Origin of the sequence: Streptomyces tritici, assembly GCF_048500665.1 — a bacterium.
Classification (GTDB): domain Bacteria; phylum Actinomycetota; class Actinomycetes; order Streptomycetales; family Streptomycetaceae; genus Streptomyces; species Streptomyces tritici.
The window spans coordinates 6,610,671-6,628,711 of record NZ_CP183183.1 but is presented as its reverse complement, the minus strand read 5'-3'; the positions used below and the strand labels follow the sequence as shown (position 1 = coordinate 6,628,711).

General features: G+C 71.7%; 13 protein-coding genes and 1 pseudogene. 12 read left to right on the top strand and 2 right to left on the bottom strand.

Going from position 1 to position 18,041, the window contains the following annotated elements; genetic code table 11:
• Positions 1 to 70: 70 nt before the first annotated feature.
• The 8 genes from ACNJ93_RS30475 (at position 71) to ACNJ93_RS30440 (ending at position 11,770) form a co-directional block, all read left to right on the top strand.
• Positions 71 to 868: an IclR family transcriptional regulator gene (locus tag ACNJ93_RS30475; protein WP_418960680.1), complete on the top strand. Its 798-nt coding sequence runs from the start codon at positions 71 to 73 to the stop codon at positions 866 to 868.
• Positions 869 to 1,107: 239 nt separating this feature from the next.
• Positions 1,108 to 2,193 carry an S-(hydroxymethyl)mycothiol dehydrogenase gene (locus tag ACNJ93_RS30470; RefSeq protein WP_418960679.1) on the top strand — a complete coding sequence of 362 codons (1,086 nt, stop codon included), beginning with the start codon at positions 1,108 to 1,110 and terminating at the stop codon, positions 2,191 to 2,193.
• Complete coding sequence (locus tag ACNJ93_RS30465; RefSeq protein WP_418960678.1) at positions 2,190 to 4,634, top strand: GcvT family protein; 2,445 nt, start codon at positions 2,190 to 2,192, stop codon at positions 4,632 to 4,634. The genes ACNJ93_RS30470 and ACNJ93_RS30465 overlap by 4 nt, the downstream gene beginning before the upstream one ends.
• Before the next feature lie 26 nt (positions 4,635 to 4,660).
• A complete protein-coding gene (gene solA, locus ACNJ93_RS30460; RefSeq protein WP_418960677.1) occupies positions 4,661 to 5,815 on the top strand; it encodes an N-methyl-L-tryptophan oxidase in 1,155 nt (384 codons plus the stop codon).
• A gap of 10 nt (positions 5,816 to 5,825) precedes the next feature.
• Positions 5,826 to 6,992, top strand: a complete 1,167-nt coding sequence (locus ACNJ93_RS30455) for an aromatic ring-hydroxylating oxygenase subunit alpha (protein WP_418960676.1) — start codon at positions 5,826 to 5,828, stop codon at positions 6,990 to 6,992.
• Positions 6,993 to 7,088: 96 nt separating this feature from the next.
• Entirely contained in the window at positions 7,089 to 8,555 is a 1,467-nt protein-coding gene (locus ACNJ93_RS30450) for an aldehyde dehydrogenase family protein (RefSeq protein ID WP_418960675.1), read from the top strand.
• A gap of 84 nt (positions 8,556 to 8,639) precedes the next feature.
• Positions 8,640 to 10,202: an APC family permease gene (locus ACNJ93_RS30445; RefSeq protein ID WP_418960674.1), complete on the top strand. Its 1,563-nt coding sequence runs from the start codon at positions 8,640 to 8,642 to the stop codon at positions 10,200 to 10,202.
• Entirely contained in the window at positions 10,202 to 11,770 is a 1,569-nt protein-coding gene (locus ACNJ93_RS30440) for a GMC family oxidoreductase (protein WP_418960673.1), read from the top strand. Before ACNJ93_RS30445 ends, ACNJ93_RS30440 begins: the two co-directional genes overlap by 1 nt.
• 3 nt (positions 11,771 to 11,773) lie before the next feature.
• Here ACNJ93_RS30440 and ACNJ93_RS30435 read toward each other — a convergent pair.
• A pseudogene (locus tag ACNJ93_RS30435) lies at positions 11,774 to 12,117 on the bottom strand (hypothetical protein); the annotation flags it as partial.
• Here ACNJ93_RS30435 and ACNJ93_RS30430 point away from each other — a divergent pair.
• From ACNJ93_RS30430 to ACNJ93_RS30415, 4 genes are all read left to right on the top strand, one after another.
• Positions 12,053 to 12,217 carry a hypothetical protein gene (locus ACNJ93_RS30430; RefSeq protein ID WP_418961624.1) on the top strand — a complete coding sequence of 55 codons (165 nt, stop codon included), beginning with the start codon at positions 12,053 to 12,055 and terminating at the stop codon, positions 12,215 to 12,217. The pseudogene ACNJ93_RS30435 and the gene ACNJ93_RS30430 sit on opposite strands and share 65 nt — an antisense overlap.
• 87 nt (positions 12,218 to 12,304) lie before the next feature.
• On the top strand, positions 12,305 to 13,591 hold the full coding sequence (locus ACNJ93_RS30425) for an MFS transporter (protein WP_418960672.1): 1,287 nt from the start codon (positions 12,305 to 12,307) through the stop codon (positions 13,589 to 13,591).
• Positions 13,592 to 13,639: 48 nt separating this feature from the next.
• A complete protein-coding gene (locus ACNJ93_RS30420; protein ID WP_418960671.1) occupies positions 13,640 to 14,023 on the top strand; it encodes a VOC family protein in 384 nt (127 codons plus the stop codon).
• On the top strand, positions 14,020 to 14,895 hold the full coding sequence (locus ACNJ93_RS30415; RefSeq protein ID WP_418960670.1) for a sigma-70 family RNA polymerase sigma factor: 876 nt from the start codon (positions 14,020 to 14,022) through the stop codon (positions 14,893 to 14,895). Before ACNJ93_RS30420 ends, ACNJ93_RS30415 begins: the two co-directional genes overlap by 4 nt.
• A gap of 684 nt (positions 14,896 to 15,579) precedes the next feature.
• On the opposite strand, the gene ACNJ93_RS30410 is transcribed toward ACNJ93_RS30415, so the two are convergent.
• Positions 15,580 to 17,958 (bottom strand): ATP-binding cassette domain-containing protein, encoded by a 2,379-nt coding sequence (locus tag ACNJ93_RS30410; RefSeq protein WP_418960669.1) that lies wholly within the window; start codon positions 17,956 to 17,958, stop codon positions 15,580 to 15,582.
• Positions 17,959 to 18,041: the final 83 nt, after the last annotated feature.

Sequence of the window (18,041 nt, the reverse complement as noted above, 5' to 3'; positions counted from 1 at the left end):
GCTGCCACCGCGTCAAGGGCCTGCCCGGACATCCCGCCCCGACCGACCGCACGATGGCGAGAGTTGAGCGATGACGAGCGACGAGACGACGCACGAACGGGCCCCCAAGGGGGGCTCGGGCGCGATCCAGTCCGTGGACCGCGCGGTGAGCGTCCTGGAGATCCTGGCGCGGCTGGGCGAGGCAGGGGTGACCGAGATCGCCGACGAGCTGGAGGTCCACAAGTCGACCGCCTTCCGGCTGCTGGGCGTGCTGGAGAACCGCGGCCTGGTCTCGCAGGCGCAGGACCGCGGCAAGTACTTCCTCGGCGCCGGCGTGCTGCGGCTGGCCGGCGCGGCGGCCGTGCGGCTGGACATCTCGCAGGAGGGCGTGCCGGTCTGCCGTGAACTCGCCGACGAGCTGGGTGAGACGGTGAACATCGCGGTCCTCGACGACAACGCGGCGGTCAACATCATGCAGGCCCGCGGTTCGGCCTCGGTCACCGCGCAGAACTGGCTGGGCCGCCGCACCCCGCTGCACGCCACGTCCAGCGGCAAGGTGCTGCTCGCGCATCTGCCGATGACGCTGCGGGAGGGTCTGCTGGCCCGGGCGCTGCCCCGGTTCACCGAGCACACGGTGACCAGCGCGAACATGCTGCGCGCCGAGCTGGACGCCGCCTGCGCGCAGGGATTCGCCATCGCCGCCGAGGAACTGGAGCTCGGGCTGCACGCGGTGGCGGCCCCGGTGCGCGCGCACGACGGCCGGGTGATCGGCGCGCTGAGCGTGTCGGGCCCGGCGTACCGGCTGGAACGCGACCGGCTCCCGGAGCTGGCCGCGCGTACGGTCACCGCCGCCGACGAGCTGTCCCGGCGCATGGGTTACGGGTTCTGAGCCGGCGGCCGCGCCGTCCTGCGGCCGACACGCCGCACGCCCCCGCGACGCGGGGCCGGGGAGCCACCCGGCCCCGCGTCGCCGTATCCACCCCCGGCCGGGCGGGAACGGCGGCGCGGGGCCCCCGCGGGTTTTACGCCGCCTCGTACCCGCCCTCTTGACGCTCCGTCGGGTCGCTCCCACGATGTTCCCCATCGCGCAACCCATCGTGCACTGCGCAACAACCCGAGGAGCCCATCGTGCCCCATGAGGTCCGTGCCGCCGTTGCCGTGAAGAAGGGCGCACCCGTCGAGGTGCGGACGATCGTGGTGCCGGATCCCGGCCCCGGCGAGGTACTCGTCGACGTCCGGGCCTGCGGGGTCTGCCACACCGACCTGCACTACCGGGAGGGGGCCATCACCGACGACTTCCCGTTCCTCCTCGGCCACGAGGCCGCCGGCACCGTCGCGTCCGTCGGCGACGGAGTCACCGACGTCGCGCCGGGCGACTACGTCGTGCTCGCCTGGCGGGCGCCCTGCGGGACCTGCCGGTCCTGCCGCCGGGGCCGCCCCTGGTACTGCTTCGACTCCCGCAACGCCGCGCGGCCGATGACGCTCACCGACGGCACGCCGCTGACGCCGGCGCTCGGCATCGGCGCCTTCGCCGAGAAGACCCTCGTCGCGGCCGGGCAGGCGGTGAAGATCGACCCGGCCGCCCGTCCCGAGGCCGCGGGCCTCATCGGCTGCGGCGTGATGGCCGGGTACGGCGCGGCCGTGAACACCGGCAAGGTCGGCAACGGCGACACCGTCGCCGTGATCGGCTGCGGCGGCGTCGGCAACGCGGCCGTCGCCGGCGCCTGTCTCAACGGCGCCCGCAAGGTCATCGCCATCGACGTCGACGACCGCAAACTCGACCTGGCGGAAAAGCTCGGCGCCACGCACACCGTCAACTCCCGCGGCACGGACCCCGTCGATGCCGTGCGGGCGCTCACCGACGGGTTCGGCGTCGACCTCGCCATCGACGCCGTCGGCCGGCCGGAGACGTACCGGCAGGCGTTCTACATGCGCGACCACGCCGGCACCCTCGTCCAGGTCGGCGTGCCCGACCCGGAGATGAGGATCGACCTGCCGCTGATCGACCTGTTCTCGCGCGGCGGGGCGCTCAAGTCCTCCTGGTACGGGGACTGTCTGCCCAGCCGCGACTTCCCCGTCCTCGTCGACCAGTACCTCTACGGCCTGCTGGACCTCGACGCCTTCGTCACCGAGACGATCGCCCTGGACGAGGTGGAGTCCGCCTTCGCCAAGATGCACCGCGGCGAGGTGCTGCGCTCGGTGGTGGTCCTGTGACGGCCGCGCGCTCCCGGGGCCCCCGGGTCGTGATCGTCGGCGCCGGGATCGTCGGCTGCTCGCTCGCCGACGAACTGACCGCCCGCGGCTGGACCGACGTCACCGTCCTCGACCAGGGCCCGCTGCCCGCACCGGGCGGCTCCACCTCGCACGCCCCCGGCCTGGTCTTCCGCACCAGCCCGTCCAAGACCCTCAGCGACTTCGCGGGCTACACCATCGAGAAGTTCACCTCCCTGGAGATCGACGGCCTCTCCTGCTTCAACCCCGTCGGCGGCCTGGAGCTCGCCACCACCGAGGAGCGCTGGGCGGAACTGCACCGCCGCGCCGGGTACGCCGCCTCCTGGGGCGTCCGCGGCGAGCTGGTCTCCCCCGAGCGCTGCCGCGAGCTGTGGCCACTGCTCGACACCCGCACGGTCCTCGGCGGCTTCCACACCCCGGACGACGGGCTGGCCCGGGCCGTCCTCGCCTGCCGCGCCCAGACCTCCCGCGCCGAGGCGCGCGGGGCCCGCTTCCTCGGCCGGCACACCGTCACCGGCGTCGAGCGGCAGGGCGGCCGGGTCACCGGCGTGGTCACCGACCACGGCGCCTTCCCCGCCGACCTGGTCGTCTCGGCGGCCGGATTCTGGGGCCCGGTGCTGGGCCGGCTCGCCGGCGTCGACGTCCCGCTGCTGCCGCTGGCCCACCAGTACGCGAAGACCGGGCCGCTGCCCGAGCTCACCGGCGTAAACGACCCGCGCACCGAGGCCACCCGGCCGATCCTGCGCTTCCAGGACCGCGACCTGTACTTCCGCGAGCACACCGACCGCATCGGCATCGGCAGCTACGCCCACCGGCCGATGCCCGTCGACCCGTTCACCGTCCCCGCGTACGACGAGGCGCCGGTGATGCCGTCCTCGTACCCCTTCACCCCGGAGGACTTCGCGCCCAGCTGGGAGGACTGCCGGCGGCTGCTCCCGGCACTCGCGGACACGCGGGTCGAGGAGGGCTTCAACGGGGTGTTCTCGTTCACCCCCGACGGGATGCCGCTGCTCGGCGAGTCCCGCGAACTGCGCGGCTTCTGGCTGGCAGAGGCCGTGTGGGTGACGCACTCGGCGGGCGTCGCGAAGGCGGTCGCCGAGTGGATGGTCGACGGCCGCCCGCAGGTCGACGTGCACGGCTGCGAGCCGAGCCGCTTCGAGGAGGCGCAGCGCTCCCCCGCGTACGTCGCCGAGCGCGGCGCGCAGCAGTTCGTCGAGGTGTACGACGTGCTGCACCCGCTGCAACCGATCGAACGGCCCCGGCCGCTGCGGGTCTCGCCCTTCCACGCCCGCCAGCGGGAGCTGGGCGCGTACTTCCTGGAGGGCGGCGGCTGGGAGCGCCCGCACTGGTACGAGGCGAACGCGTCGCTCGCCGAGGGGCTCGAACTCCCGGAGCGGGACGCCTGGTCGGCCCGGTACTGGTCGCCGGTCGCAGCCGCCGAGGCGCTGGCGACGCGGGAGCGGGTCGCCCTGTACGACATGACGCCGCTGCGCCGGCTGGAGGTCACCGGGCCGGGGGCGCTCGCCTTCCTCCAGCGGATGACCACCAACAACCTGGCGAAGAGGCCCGGCGCGGTCACGTACACGCTGCTGCTCGACGAGGCCGGCGGCATCCGGTCCGACCTGACGGTGGCCCGGCTGACCGAGGACCGGTTCCAGCTCGGGGGCAACTCCCCCGCCGACGAGGACTGGCTGCTGCGGCACGCCCCCGCGGGGGTGAGCGTCCGGGACGTGACGTCCGGGACCTGCTGCATCGGCGTGTGGGGGCCGCTGGCCCGGGAGTTGGTGCAGCCGCTGAGCCGGGACGACTTCTCGCACGAGGGCTTCGGCTACTTCCGGGCGAAGCGGGCGTACGTCGGGCATGTTCCCGTGACCGCGCTGCGGCTCAGCTATGTCGGCGAGCTGGGCTGGGAGTTGTACACCAGCGCCGATCTCGGGCTGCGCCTGTGGGACACGCTCTGGGAGGCCGGACAGGCGCTGGGCGTGGTCGCCGCCGGGCGCTCGGCCTTCAACAGCCTGCGCCTGGAGAAGGGTTACCGCTCCTGGGGGCACGACATGACCACGGAGCACACCCCGTACGAGGCCGGGCTCGGCTTCGCCGTCCGCATGGACAAGGGCGACTTCGTGGGCCGGGCCGCGCTGGAGCGGGCCGGGGAGCCGCGGCGGCGGCTCACGGCGCTGCTGCTGGACGACCCGGCGGCCGTGGTGCTCGGCAAGGAGCCGGTCCTCGTCGACGGCGTCCCCGCCGGGTACGTCACCAGCGCCGCGTACGGCTGCACGCTCGGGCGCTGCGTCGCGTACGCCTGGCTGCCGCCGCTCGCCTCCGGGTCGCCGGTGCACATCGAGTACGCCGGCGAGAAGGTCCCGGCGACCGTCGCCGACGAACCGCTCTTCGACCCCCGGATGGAACGCATCCGCCGCTGAACCCAGCCCCCAGGGAGGACCTTTCCGTGTCACCTGCCTATGACGTGATCGTGGTCGGCCTCGGCGGGATGGGCAGCGCCGCCGCCTGTCATCTGTCCGCACGCGGGGCCCGTGTCCTCGGTCTGGAGAAGTTCGGTCCGGTCCACAATCGCGGTTCCAGCCACGGCGGTTCGCGGATCACCCGGCAGTCGTACTTCGAGGACCCGGCGTACGTGCCGCTGCTGCTGCGGGCGTACGAGCTGTACGAGACGCTGGAGCGGGACACCGGCCGGGACGTCGCGACGCTGTGCGGCGGTGTGATGGTCGGCCGGCGGGAGTCCCGTACGGTCGCCGGCTCGCTGCGCTCGGCGCTGCAGTGGGACCTGCCGCACGAACTGCTCGACGCGAAGGAGCTGCGCCGCCGCTTCCCGACGCTGACCCCGGCCGACGACGAGGTCGGTCTGTACGAGGCGCGGGCCGGGCTGCTCCGCCCGGAGAACACCGTCGCCGCCCATCTGCAGCTGGCCACGCAGCGCGGCGCGGACCTGCACTTCGAGGAGCCGATGCTGCGCTGGGAGCCCTGCCGCGAAGGGGTCCGGGTGCACACCGCCGAGGACAGCTACACCGCCGGGCAGCTGGTGATCTGTCCGGGCGCGTGGGCGCCGCAGCTGCTCACCGACCTGGGCGTGCCGTTCACGATCGAGCGGCAGGTCATGTACTGGTTCCAGCCGGACGGGGGCACGGCGGCGTTCCGCCCGGAGCGCCATCCGGTCTACATCTGGGAGGACGCGCAGGGCGTCCAGATCTACGGCTTCCCCGCGATCGACGGCCCGGAGCAGGGCGCGAAGGTCGCCTTCTTCCGCAGGGGCGTGCCGTGCACGCCGGAGACCATCGACCGGACGGTGCGCGACGAGGAGGTCGCGGCGATGGCCGACCAGCTGTCGCGGTGTCTGCCGAGCCTGCCGGGCCGCTTCCTGAAGGCCGCCACCTGCATGTACTCCAACACCCCCGACGAGCACTTCGTCCTCGCCCGGCATCCCGCGCACCCCGAGTCGGTGACCGTGGCCTGCGGGTTCTCCGGGCACGGCTTCAAGTTCACGCCCGTCGTCGGCGAGATCGTCGCCGACCTGGCGCTGACCGGCGCGACCGCGCACCCCATCGAGCTCTTCGACCCGCGGCGGCTCTCCGCCGCCCCCGCCTGAGGAGTACGCCGTGACGACGACCCCCGAGTCCCCTGACCTGCTCTCCCCGAGCCTCGCGCCCACCCTCCCCGGCCACTGCTACACGGATCCCGGGATCTTCCGGCGGGAGCAGGAGCGGGTCTTCGAGTCGCTTTGGTTCTGCGCCGTGCGCTCGGCGGACCTCGACCGTCCGGGCGCCTTCCGCACGGTGCAGATCGGGCGCGAGAGCGTGCTCGTCACCCGGAACCGGCACGGCGAGCTGCGCGCCTTCCTGAACAGCTGCCGGCACCGCGGGGCGCGCCTGTGCACCGAGGAGTCCGGCGAGGTGCGGCGCTCGCTGCAGTGCCCGTACCACGCCTGGACGTACGACCTCGACGGCCGGCTGATCGCGGCGCCGAACCTGGTGAGGATGCCGGACGTCGACCGCGGCGCGTACGGCCTGGTGACGGTGGCGCTGCGGGAGTGGCTGGGCTACGCCTGGGTGTGCCTGGCCGCCGAGCCGCCGTCGTTCGAGGAGACGGTGATCGGGGCGGCGGTGGAGCGGCTCGGCGACACCGCCTCGATCGAGCGGTACCGCACCGAGGAGCTGGCGCTCGGCCGGCGGATCACGTACGACGTGCGGGCCAACTGGAAGCTGATCGTCGAGAACTTCATGGAGTGCTACCACTGCGCGACGATCCATCCCGAACTCACCGATGTGCTCCCGGAGTTCGCGGAGGGGTACGCGGCGCAGTACTACGTGGGCCACGGCGCGGAGTTCGGCGAGGAGATCAAGGGTTTCACGGTCGACGGGAGCGCGGGCTTCGACCGGCTGCCGCACGTCGCGGACGAGCAGGACCGCCGCTACTACGCGATCACGGTCAAGCCGACGGTGTTCGTGAACCTGGTGCCGGACCATGTGATCCTGCACCGGATGTTCCCGCTGGCGGCGGACCGCACGGTGGTGGAGTGCGACTGGCTGTACGCGCCCGAGGTGGTGGCCTCCGGCGCGGACGTGTCGAAGTCGGTGGAGCTGTTCCATCGGGTGAACGTGCAGGACTTCGACGCCTGCGAGCGCACCCAGCCGGGGATGGCGTCGCGGGCCTACCGGTCCGGCGGGGTGCTGGTGCCGAGCGAGCACCACATCGGGATCTTCCACGCATGGCTGCGCGAACGGCTCGCCCTCGAACCCGCCGATCTGCCCGCTGACCAGGTATGACGCCTGTCACATTTCGGCATGGAACCGGGCCGGCGGGTGAGGCACCCGTCCGCAAGAGCGCCCGCCTCAGGGCGCTGACCAGGAGGAACGAGACACATGCCCGAACTCTTCATCGGCGGCTCATGGCGCTCCGCGCTCGACGGGCGCACCCGTGAGATCCGCTGCCCCGCCGACGGCGGTCTGGTCGCCGTCGTCGACGAGGCCGGCGGCAAGGACACCGCCGAGGCGATCGCGGCCGCCCGCCGGGCCTTCGACGAGGGCCCCTGGCCGTCGACGCCGGCCGCCGAGCGCGGCGATCTGCTGCTGCGGGTCGCGGACCTGCTGGTCCGGGACAAGGACCTGCTCGCCCGGGCGGAGTCCCTGGACACCGGCAAGCGGCTGGTGGAGAGCGCGTACGACGTCGACGACGTCGCCGCCTGCCTCCGGTACTTCGGACGGCTGGCGGCGACCGAGGACGGCCGGGTGGTCGACGCCGGCTCGCCGACGGCGGACAGCCGCGTCGTGTACGAGCCGGTGGGCGTGTGCGGCCTGATCACGCCGTGGAACTATCCGCTGCTGCAGACGGCCTGGAAGGTCGCCCCGGCGCTGGCCGCGGGCAACACGTTCGTCCTGAAGCCGAGCGAGCTGACGCCGCACACGGCGATCCAACTGATGCGTCTCCTGGCGGAGGCGGGCCTGCCGGAGGGCGTGGCCAATCTGGTGCTCGGCGCCGGTCCCGAGGCCGGCGCGCCGCTGGCCGAGCACCCGGACGTGGACCTGGTGTCGTTCACCGGCGGGCTCGTCACAGGCCGCCGGGTGATGGCGGCCGCGGCCGCCACGGTGAAGAAGGTGGCGCTCGAACTGGGCGGCAAGAACCCCAACGTGGTCTTCGCCGACGCCGACTTCGACGCGGCCGTCGACATGGCGCTGACCGCCGTGTTCCTGCACTCCGGGCAGGTCTGCTCGGCCGGGGCGCGGCTTCTGGTGGAGGACTCCCTGCACGACCGGTTCGTCGACGAACTGGTGCGCCGGGCGGAGCTGATCCGGCTGGGCGGCCCGTTCGACGAGCGGGCGCAGACCGGTCCGCTGATCTCGGCCGCCCATCGCGCGAAGGTCGAGGCGTACGTCGCGGCCGGGCTCGCGGAGGGTGCGGTGCTGCGCTGCGGCGGCGCCCCGCCGGAGGGCCCGGAGTACGACGCCGGTTTCTACTACCGGCCGACGGTCCTCGACGAGTGCCACGCCGGGATGTCGGTGGTGCGGGAGGAGTCCTTCGGTCCGGTGCTGACCGTCGAGCGGTTCCGCGACGAGGACCAGGCGGTCCGGCTGGCCAACGACACGATCTACGGCCTGGCCGGCGCGGTGTGGACCTCCGACGAGGCCCGGGCCCGCCGGGTCGCGGCCCGGCTGCGCCTGGGCACGGTGTGGATCAACGACTACCACCCCTATCTGCCGCAGGCGGAGTGGGGCGGCTTCAAGCAGTCCGGCACCGGGCGCGAGCTCGGTCCGGCCGGGCTCGCCGAGTACCGCGAGGCCAAGCACATCTGGCGCAACACCGCACCCGAGCCGCAGGGCTGGTTCGCCTGACGCCCCGCGTCCCGCGACGCATGCCCTGCTGTTCCGCTGTTCCGCTTCCCGTACCGGTCCGCACGCCCCCTCCAGGAGACGACCATGACCACTGCACCGCCCGGTCCCAGAACGGCCGGTGAACCCGCCGACGACGCCGAGCTCGCGGAGTTCGGCTACCGCCCCGAGCTCAAGCGCACCCTGGGCAACTTCCACACCTTCGCCGCCGGGATCTCGTACATCTCGATCCTCACCGGCACCTTCCAGCTGTTCTACTTCGGCTACGCCAGCGGCGGGCCCGCGTACTGGTGGTCCTGGCCCCTGGTGTTCGTCGGCCAGTTCATGGTGGCGCTGTGCTTCGCCGAGCTGGCGGCCCGCTACCCGGTGGCCGGCTCGATCTACAACTGGTCGAAGAAGGTGGGCAATCCGCACGTCGGCTGGCTGGCCGGCTGGATGATGCTGCTGGCCTCGGTCGTGTCGATCGCGGCCGTGGCCCTCGCCTACCAGTTGACGCTGCCTCAGATCTCCTCGTTCTTCCAGTTCGTGGGCGACGGCACCGGCACGTACGACGTGGCGACGAACGCGGTGCTGCTCGCGGCGGGCCTGATCCTGTTCACGACGCTGGTGAACGCCTTCGGCGTGAAGCTGATGGCCCGCATCAACACCGCCGGCGTCTTCCTCGAACTGATCGCCACGGTCGTCCTGATCGTGCTGCTCGCAGTGAACGTGGTGCGCGGCCCGGAGGTCGTCACGGACACCGCGGGGACCGGCTCGGGCCAGTCGTTCGGCTACCTCGGCGCGTTCCTCGTGGCCTCGCTGGCGTCCGCGTACGTCATGTACGGCTTCGACACGGCCGCCTCGCTGGGCGAGGAGTCGCTGGACCCCTCGCGCAACGCGCCGCGCGCCATCATCCGCGCCATCGTGGCCTCGTTCGTGCTCGGCGGACTGATCCTGCTGCTCGCGCTGATGAGCGTGTCCAGCCTGCGCGGCGAGAAGCTGTCCACGGACGGTCTGCAGTACGTCGTGCTCGACGTGCTCGGCCCGACCGCCGGCAAGGCCATGCTGTGGTGCGTGCTGATCGCGGTCACCGTGTGCGCGCTCGCCGTCCACACCGCTGCGGTCCGGCTCGCGTTCGCGATGGCGCGGGACAACAACCTGCCCGGTTCGGCGCGGCTGGCGAAGGTCAGCCCCCGCTTCGGCACCCCGGTGCTGCCGACCGTGATCATCGGCGTACTGGCCCTGGCGATCCTGCTGGTGAACATCCGTCAGCCGCAGATCTTCACGGTGGTCACCAGCATCGGCATCGTGATGATCTACATCGCCTATCTGCTGGTCACCGGCCCCATGCTGGTGGCGCGGCTGCGCGGCAAGTGGCAGCCGGCCGAGGGCAAGTTCTCGCTCGGCCGCTGGGGCCTGCCCGTCAACATCATGGCCGTCCTGTGGGGCGGGTTCATGACCCTCAACCTGATCTGGCCGCGGGCCGCCGTCTACAACGCGGCCGCCCCGTACCACTGGTACCTGCGCTGGGGCGCGGTCCTGTTCGTGGGCGCGATCGCGCTCGGCGGCTTCGCCTACTACTGGTTCGTCCAGCGGCACCGTACGGGGGTGCTGGCCGAGCACGCGGCCGTCCCGTCCCCGGCCGCCGCACCCAAGGAGGTCACCCACTGATGAGCGCCGCGAACGAACGGCAGGACGTCTTCGACTACGTCGTCGTCGGCGGCGGCACGGCGGGCAACGTCGTGGCCGCCCGGCTGAGCGAGGACCCGGGCGTCACCGTGTGCGTCCTGGAGGCCGGTCCGAGCGACGTCGGCAACGACGACGTGCTCAAGCTGGAGCGCTGGATGGGCCTCCTGGAGTCCGGCTACGACTGGGACTACCCGGTCGAACCGCAGGAGCGGGGCAACAGCTTCATGCGGCACGCCCGCGCCAAGGTGCTCGGAGGCTGCTCCTCGCACAACTCGTGCATCGCGTTCTGGGCGCCGGCCGAGGACCTCGACGACTGGGCGGCCGGCGGCTGCACCGGCTGGAGCGCGGCGGACCTGTTCCCGCTGTACCGGCGCCTGGAGAACAACGACGCGCCCGGCGAGCACCACGGCCGCACCGGCCCGGTGAAGCTGCGCACCCTCAAGGGCGGCGACCCCTGCGGTACGGCCCTGCTGGAGGCGTGCGCGCAGGCGGGCATCCCGACGACGCCGTTCAACACCGGGCGGACGGTGGTCCGCGGGGCCAACTGGTTCCAGATCAACTCGGACGAGAACAACATCCGGCAGTCGTCCTCGGTGGCCTATCTGCATCCGATCATGGGCAAGCGGCCCAATCTGGAGATACGCACGGGCGTCCGGGCGAAGAAGCTCGTCCTGGAGGACGGGCGCTGCGTGGGCGCCCAGTACCTGGACCCTGATCTGGTGCACACCCGGACGGTGCGGGCCCGGCGCGAGGTCGTCGTGTCGTGCGGCGCCATCGACACTCCGAAGCTGCTGATGCTCTCCGGGATCGGCCCGGCGGCGCATCTGCGGGAGGTCGGCGTGGACGTGGTCGTCGACGCGCCCGGCGTGGGCGAGAACCTCCAGGACCACCCGGAGGGCGTGATCATGTGGGAGGCGAAGCAGCCCATGACCACCACGTCCAGCCAGTGGTGGGAGGCCGGCATCTTCTACGACACGCAGCCCGGCCTGGACCGTCCGGACCTCATGTTCCACTACGGCTCCGTGCCGTTCGACATGAACACGGCCCGCTACGGCTACCCGACGTCGGAGAACGCCTTCTGTCTCACCCCGAACGTGACCCGCGCCCGCTCGCGGGGCACGGTACGGCTGCGGACCCGCGACTTCCGGGACAAGCCGATGGTGGACCCGCGGTACTTCACGCACGAGCACGACGTGCGCGTGATGACCTTCGGTCTGAAGCTGGCCCGCCGCATCGCGCAGCAGCCGGCGCTCGCGGGCTGGACCGGCGCGGAGCTCGCGCCGGGACCGGACGTGCGCTCGGACGCCGAGCTGCTGGAGTACATCCGGACCACGCACAACACCGTCTACCACCCCGCGTGCACGGTGAAGATGGGCGCGGACGACGACGCCACCGCGCCGCTGGACGCGCGGCTGCGCGTCAAGGGCGTGACGGGGCTGCGCGTCGCGGACGGGTCGGTGATGCCGGACCTGGTCACGGTGAACCCCTGCATCACCACGATGATGATCGGCGAGAAGTGCGCGGACCTCCTGCGGGAGGACGCCCGCTGACCCTCACGGGTCCGCGCCGGGCCGGCACACTGCCGCCGGCGCGGACCCGCGCGCGTCTTCTGTCGAAGGCGCGCGGGTGGCGGACGAGCCCGTGGCGGAGGGGTGGCTGTGGGCTGCCTGCAGGAGCTTGGCGGCGCCGCGGACGGCCGTGGTGGCGGAGCCGGGGCGACGCGCAGCGGAGCTCGCAGCCGGCCGGCGAGGCGGTCGGCAAGACGGTCGGTGATCCCGGGACGCAGGGCGCCTCCGCCGGCCAGGAGGACGCCGCGCCGCAGGGCGGCGCCGGTGAGCGACGTACGGTCCTGCCGGAGCATCGCGGTCAGCATCGAGACCGCCGCCTCGGCGATCTGCTCGTGGGACTTCCACGTCGATCGAGATCGCCACGACGAGTCGAAGCTGTTCTTCTTCTCCAGCGATCCCGACGCAGGGAACGCCGCCGCACGACCGTAAGGCTGCACGGCAGGGACGGGGGAGGATCCAACAGGAGGCAGGCGCGGGACACTTCTCGTGATCACCGAGTCACCAGGGAGCCCGCAGATGACCCGCACCACGGAGGCCCTGAGCGGGTCGGCAGCGGTCGACGATGCGGCACGACGTGTCACGCGCCCGTTCTACGTGTACGCGGTGCTGACCAACTCGCTGTTCCAGCGCGGCGTATTCGTCCTCTTCCTGCTCCAGCAAGGCTTCTCCGCCGGGCAGGTGGCCCTCCTGCAGACGCTGCTCTACGTCGTCAGCGGACTGGCGGAGGTGCCGACGGGAATCATCGCCGACCGCATCGGCAGGCGGGCCGGCATCGTGATCGGCCAGACGTTGATTGCCGGATGCCTGCTCGGCCAGGCGGCGTTCTCCGACTACGGGATGTTCCTGGCCCTGTTCATCGGGCAGGGCGTGGGCATGGCCTGTGTGTCGGGTTCGGACACCGCCCTGCTGTACGACCTGCTCGTGCGTCGTGGCGCAACGGCCGACTACGTCAGGATCAGATCCCGGTTCACCATGCTCGGGACCGTCACCTCGGGAGCCGCCATCGTGATCGGCGGCCAACTGCAGCGGATTTCCTGGACAGTCGTCTACGTCGGTTCGGCGGCGTGCCTCGCCGTGGCCGTGGTCGTCCTGATGTCACGGGTGCCCGAGATCCGCGGCGCGGACGCGGTGGACGAGAAGGACGGAGCCGAGGGGAAGCACGGCGACGTCACAGCATGGCGGGCGGTGCTCCGGGTCGCCACGCCGGCGCTCGTGACGCTGGTCGTGGTGTCCGGCTTGATGCACGCGACTTTGACGCCGTACATCATTTTCACGCAGAAGACTCTCGCCGATCAGGGAGCGGGCACCGCCTGGGTCGGCGTGGTCATCGCGGCGGGATTCTTCGCCGGCGGCCTCACCCCGCTGCTGTCGGACCGCGCGGACCGGCGCATCGGGTACCGGGTCGTCGTCCCGGTGTCCCTCCTGGCGCTCGCCGCGGCACTCGGCCTGAGCGGCCTCGGCGTCGTCTGGGTCACCACCGCCGCGTTCCTCGCCCTGGTCGGGATCCCCGAGATCACCGCCGTGCTCGTCGACAACGTGTTCAACGAGTCCGTGCCGTCGCGCCACCGCGCGAGCCTCCTGTCGATGATCGCCTTCGTGGAGTCGGCGCTCATCGGCACCGGCTATCTCGTCCTCGGCACGCTCATGGACAACCTGGGCTCCAGCCTGGGCATGGCCGCCTACGCCGCGGTCCCCCTGCTGGCATGCCTCCTCTGGCTCCCGGTGCTCTTCCGAGGAGCACGGCAACACTGCGGCGGACCACGTGCTGTTACCTTCCCCCGCCGGCACTCGTCAGAGGGGTGACGACCGCATGCGAACGGTCGCCGCACCCACGAGTGAATCGAGCACAGGATGCTGAGCAACATCATGTACGTGACCGTCTACGTCACCGATCAGGACCGCGCGCTGGAGTTCTACACCGAGGGACTCGGGCTGGAGAAGCGGATCGACGTCCCGGGGCTGGACGGACGATTCCTCACCGTCGGCGTTCCCGACACCCCGGTGGAGATCATCCTGTCGTCGAACGCGGCGGCCGCGGGACAGCCGGGTACCGCGGGCGGACCGGGTCCGCTGATCCTCGAATCCGAGGACCTGCGCAAGGACTTCGCGATCATGCGCCGTCGCGGCGTCGCCTTCGAGGAGTCCGAGCCCGTGGACTACCCGTTCGGGGTCCGCGTCGAGGCGGTCGACCCGGACGGCAACCGGATCTCGCTCCGTCAGCAGCGCAAGCCGTGACCGCCCACCCGCCCGGCCTCCTTGCCGAGGCGTTCGAGACCCAGCGCGATCGGCTGCGCGCCGTCGCGTACCGTGTGCTGGGCTCGCACGCCGATGCCGAGGACGTGGTCCAGGAAGCCTGGATGCGCCTCGCCCGCCAGGACGCCGCGAGCATCGACAACCTGGCCGGCTGGCTGACCACCGTGGTCGGCCGCATCAGCCTCGACCTGCTGAGATCCCGCACGGCCCACCCCGTGACCGCGTACGAGCAGGAGTCCGCGGAGTTCGTGGTGACGCCCGTCGACGGCCCCGCGCCCGACGAGCAGGCGCTGCTGGCCGATTCGGTCGGCCTCGCCCTGCTCGTCGTGCTCGACTCGCTCACCCCGGGCGAACGCCTGGCGTTCGTCCTGCACGACATGTTCGCCGTCCCGTTCCAGGAAGTCGGCCAGATCCTGGGCAGATCCGCCGACGCGGCCAAGATGCTCGCCAGCCGCGCCCGCCGCAAGGTCCGGGCCGGGGACCGACCGGCGGGCCCCGGCCCGGAGCACCGACAGGTCGTCCAGGCGTTCCGAGCCGCCGCCGTCGGCGGCGACTTCGAGGCGCTCCTGCGCGTCCTCGACCCGGACGTGAAACTGACCGTCGACACCGCCGACGGGGTGGTCGTCACCCTCGGCGCCACCAGGGTCGCCGCGGGCGCCCGCATGTTCTCCGGCGAGGCCGCCCGCCACCGGCCTGTCCTGCTCAACGGCATCCCCGGCCACATGTCCTGGCGCCCCGACGGAACCCCTCTCTCCGTCATCGCCTTCACCGTCGTCGAAGACCGGATCACCCGCATCCACATCGTCGTCGACCCGGCCAAACTCGCGTCGATCCAACTGCCCGCCCCCGCTTGAACCGGCATCGTCAGGTCAGTCGGGTCCCGTCACCTTGGGTTGTGGGAGGATGCCGCCCATGACGTACATCCGAAGGGGCCGTGCCTCGTAGAACTCCAGCATCGCTTCGGCCGCGGGAACGCGGCTGGGCTGGACCCTGGGTGCGGTATCGCGATGTCCCAGGTCTGTCGGGAGCAGCGAATGCCGCTGTCCGCGTGCTCGAACGGGAGCGGTTGTCTCCGGGCATCGTGGCGGTGGCGCTGAGCGTATGGTCCGTACGCGTCCACGGCACGAGACGCCGATGGAGACAATGGGAAGCGGAATTCACCTGCCCCTGCTGCGGCCCGGGTTGGGCCCGGGACAAGCTGCAAGACGCCCTGTTCATGCTCCCGCCAAGGGCCGCCAACGAACTTCGGGTGCAGGTCGAGCGCCTGGACGCGATACTCCTCGCGCGAACGCATCCCGAGCCGACAGCGGACCCGGAGTCGGCGTGGTGGCACCGCACGTGCTGACCATGGAGCAGACGTACGCGTGGATGCCCGGCGGCTTCGCCCCGCCGCCGGACCTCGCACCACTCTGCTACGAACGCACTCCCGCGCTCGCGAAACTCACCCGGACCCCACCTCGACCGACTCGCAGGCCGACCGTTCCAGAGCACGCTCAACACTGCCGGCCATGCGCCGTGCCGGGGTGCCGGCGAGGGTGTCAGGCGCCCACGTAGTCGGCGAGGTGTTCGCCGGTGAGGGTGGAGCGGGCGGCGACCAGGTCCGCGGGGGTGCCCTCGAAGACGATGCGGCCGCCGTCGTGGCCCGCGCCCGGGCCGAGGTCGATGATCCAGTCGGCGTGCGCCATGACCGCCTGGTGGTGCTCGATGACGATCACGGACTTGCCCGACTCGACGAGCCGGTCCAGCAGTCCGAGGAGGTGCTCGACGTCGGCGAGGTGCAGACCGGTGGTCGGCTCGTCGAGGACGTAGACGCCGCCCTTGTCGGCCATGTGCGTGGCCAGCTTCAGCCGCTGACGCTCGCCGCCGGAGAGGGTGGTGAGGGGCTGGCCGATGGTGAGGTACCCGAGGCCGACGTCGGCGAGCCGCTGGAGGATCCGGTGCGCGGCCGGGAGGTGCCCCTCGCCGCCGCCGAAGAACTCCTCCGCCTCGGTGACGGACATCGCCAGGACCTCGCTGATGTCCCGGCCGCCGAAGCGGTACTCGAGGACCGAGGCGTCGAAGCGCTTGCCCTCGCACTCCTCGCAGGTGGTGCTGGCCCCGGCCATCATGCCGAGGTCGGTGTAGATCACGCCGGCGCCGTTGCAGGTCGGGCAGGCGCCTTCGGAATTGGCGCTGAACAGGGCCGGCTTGACCCCGTTGGCCTTGGCGAACGCCTTGCGGATCGGCTCCAGGAGACCCGTGTACGTGGCCGGGTTGCTGCGGCGGGAACCGCGGATCGGGGACTGGTCGACCGAGATCACGCCCTCCTCGGCCGGGATCGAGCCGTGCACCAGGGAGCTCTTCCCGGAGCCGGCGACGCCGGTGATCACGGTGAGCACGCCCAGCGGGACGTCGACGTCGACGTTCCGCAGGTTGTTGGCACTGGCCTTGCGGATCTTCAGTACGCCGGTGGCCTCGCGGACGGTCTCCTTGACCCGGGCGCGGTCGTCGAGGTGGCGGCCGGTGACGGTGCCGGCGGAGCGCAGGCCGTCCAGGTCCCCCTCGTAGCAGACCGTGCCGCCCTCCGTACCGGCCCCGGGGCCGAGGTCGACGACGTGGTCGGCGATGGCGATGACCTCGGGCTTGTGCTCGACGACGAGGACGGTGTTGCCCTTGTCGCGCAGTCGCAGCAGCAGGTTGTTCATGCGCTGGATGTCGTGGGGGTGCAGGCCGGCGGTGGGCTCGTCGAAGACGTACGTGACGTCGGTCAGCGAGGATCCGAGGTGGCGGATCATCTTGACCCGCTGCGCCTCGCCGCCGGAGAGGGTGCCCGCCGGGCGGTCGAGGGAGAGATAGCCGAGGCCGATGTCGACGAACGAGTCGAGGGTCTGCTGCAGCGTGGTGAGCAGCGGCGCGACGGAGGGCTCGTCCAGGTCGCGGATCCAGTCGGCGAGGTCCCGGATCTCCATGGCGCACAGGTCGGCGATGCTCTTGCGCTTGATCTTGGAGGAGCGGGCCTCGGCGGTGAGCCGGGTGCCCTCGCACTCGGGGCAGGTGGTGAAGGTGACCGCCCGCTCCACGAAGGCGCGGATGTGCGGCTGCATGGCCTCGCGGTCCTTGGAGAGGAAGGACTTCTGGATCTTGGGGATCAGCCCCTCGTAGGTGAGGTTGACCCCGTTGACCTTGACCTTGGTCGGCTCGCGGTAGAGGAAGTCCTGCATCTCCCTCTTCGTGAACTCGCGGATCGGCTTGTTCGGGTCGAGGAAGCCGGACTCGGCGTAGATGCCGACGGTCCAGACGTTGTCGGACTTCCAGCCGGGGATGGTGAAGGCGCCCTCGGCGATGGACTTGGTGTCGTCGTACAGCTGGGTGAGGTCGATGTCGGAGACGGCGCCCCGGCCCTCGCAGCGGGGGCACATGCCGCCGGTGATGCTGAAGCTGCGCCGCTCCTTGACGGTCTGCCCGGCCTTCTTCACGGTGACCGCTCCGGCCCCGCTGATCGAGGCGACGTTGAACGAGTACGCCTTGGGGCCGCCGATGTGCGGCTTGCCGAGCCGGCTGTACAGGATGCGCAGCATCGCGTTGGCGTCGGTGGCGGTGCCGACGGTGGACCGCGGGTCGCCGCCCATGCGGCTCTGGTCGACCGAGATCGCGGTGGTCAGTCCGTCGAGCACGTCGACCTCGGGGCGCGCCATGGTGGGCATGAAGCCCTGGACGAAGGCGCTGTACGTCTCGTTGATCATGCGCTGCGACTCGGCGGCGATGGTGTCGAAGACGAGCGAGCTCTTGCCGGACCCGGAGACTCCGGTGAACACCGTGAGGCGGCGCTTGGGGATCTCGATGCTGACGTCCTTGAGGTTGTTCTCCCTCGCCCCGACCACCCGGATCAGGTCGTGGCTGTCCGCCGCGTGCGTCTCCGCCTTCTTGGTCCTGCTCATCGTCTCTCCACTCCTCCGGCGCACCCGCCGACGACGTCCCCGTGGCCGTCGCCCCTCGTGTCGCCCCCTGTGACGGCCAACCT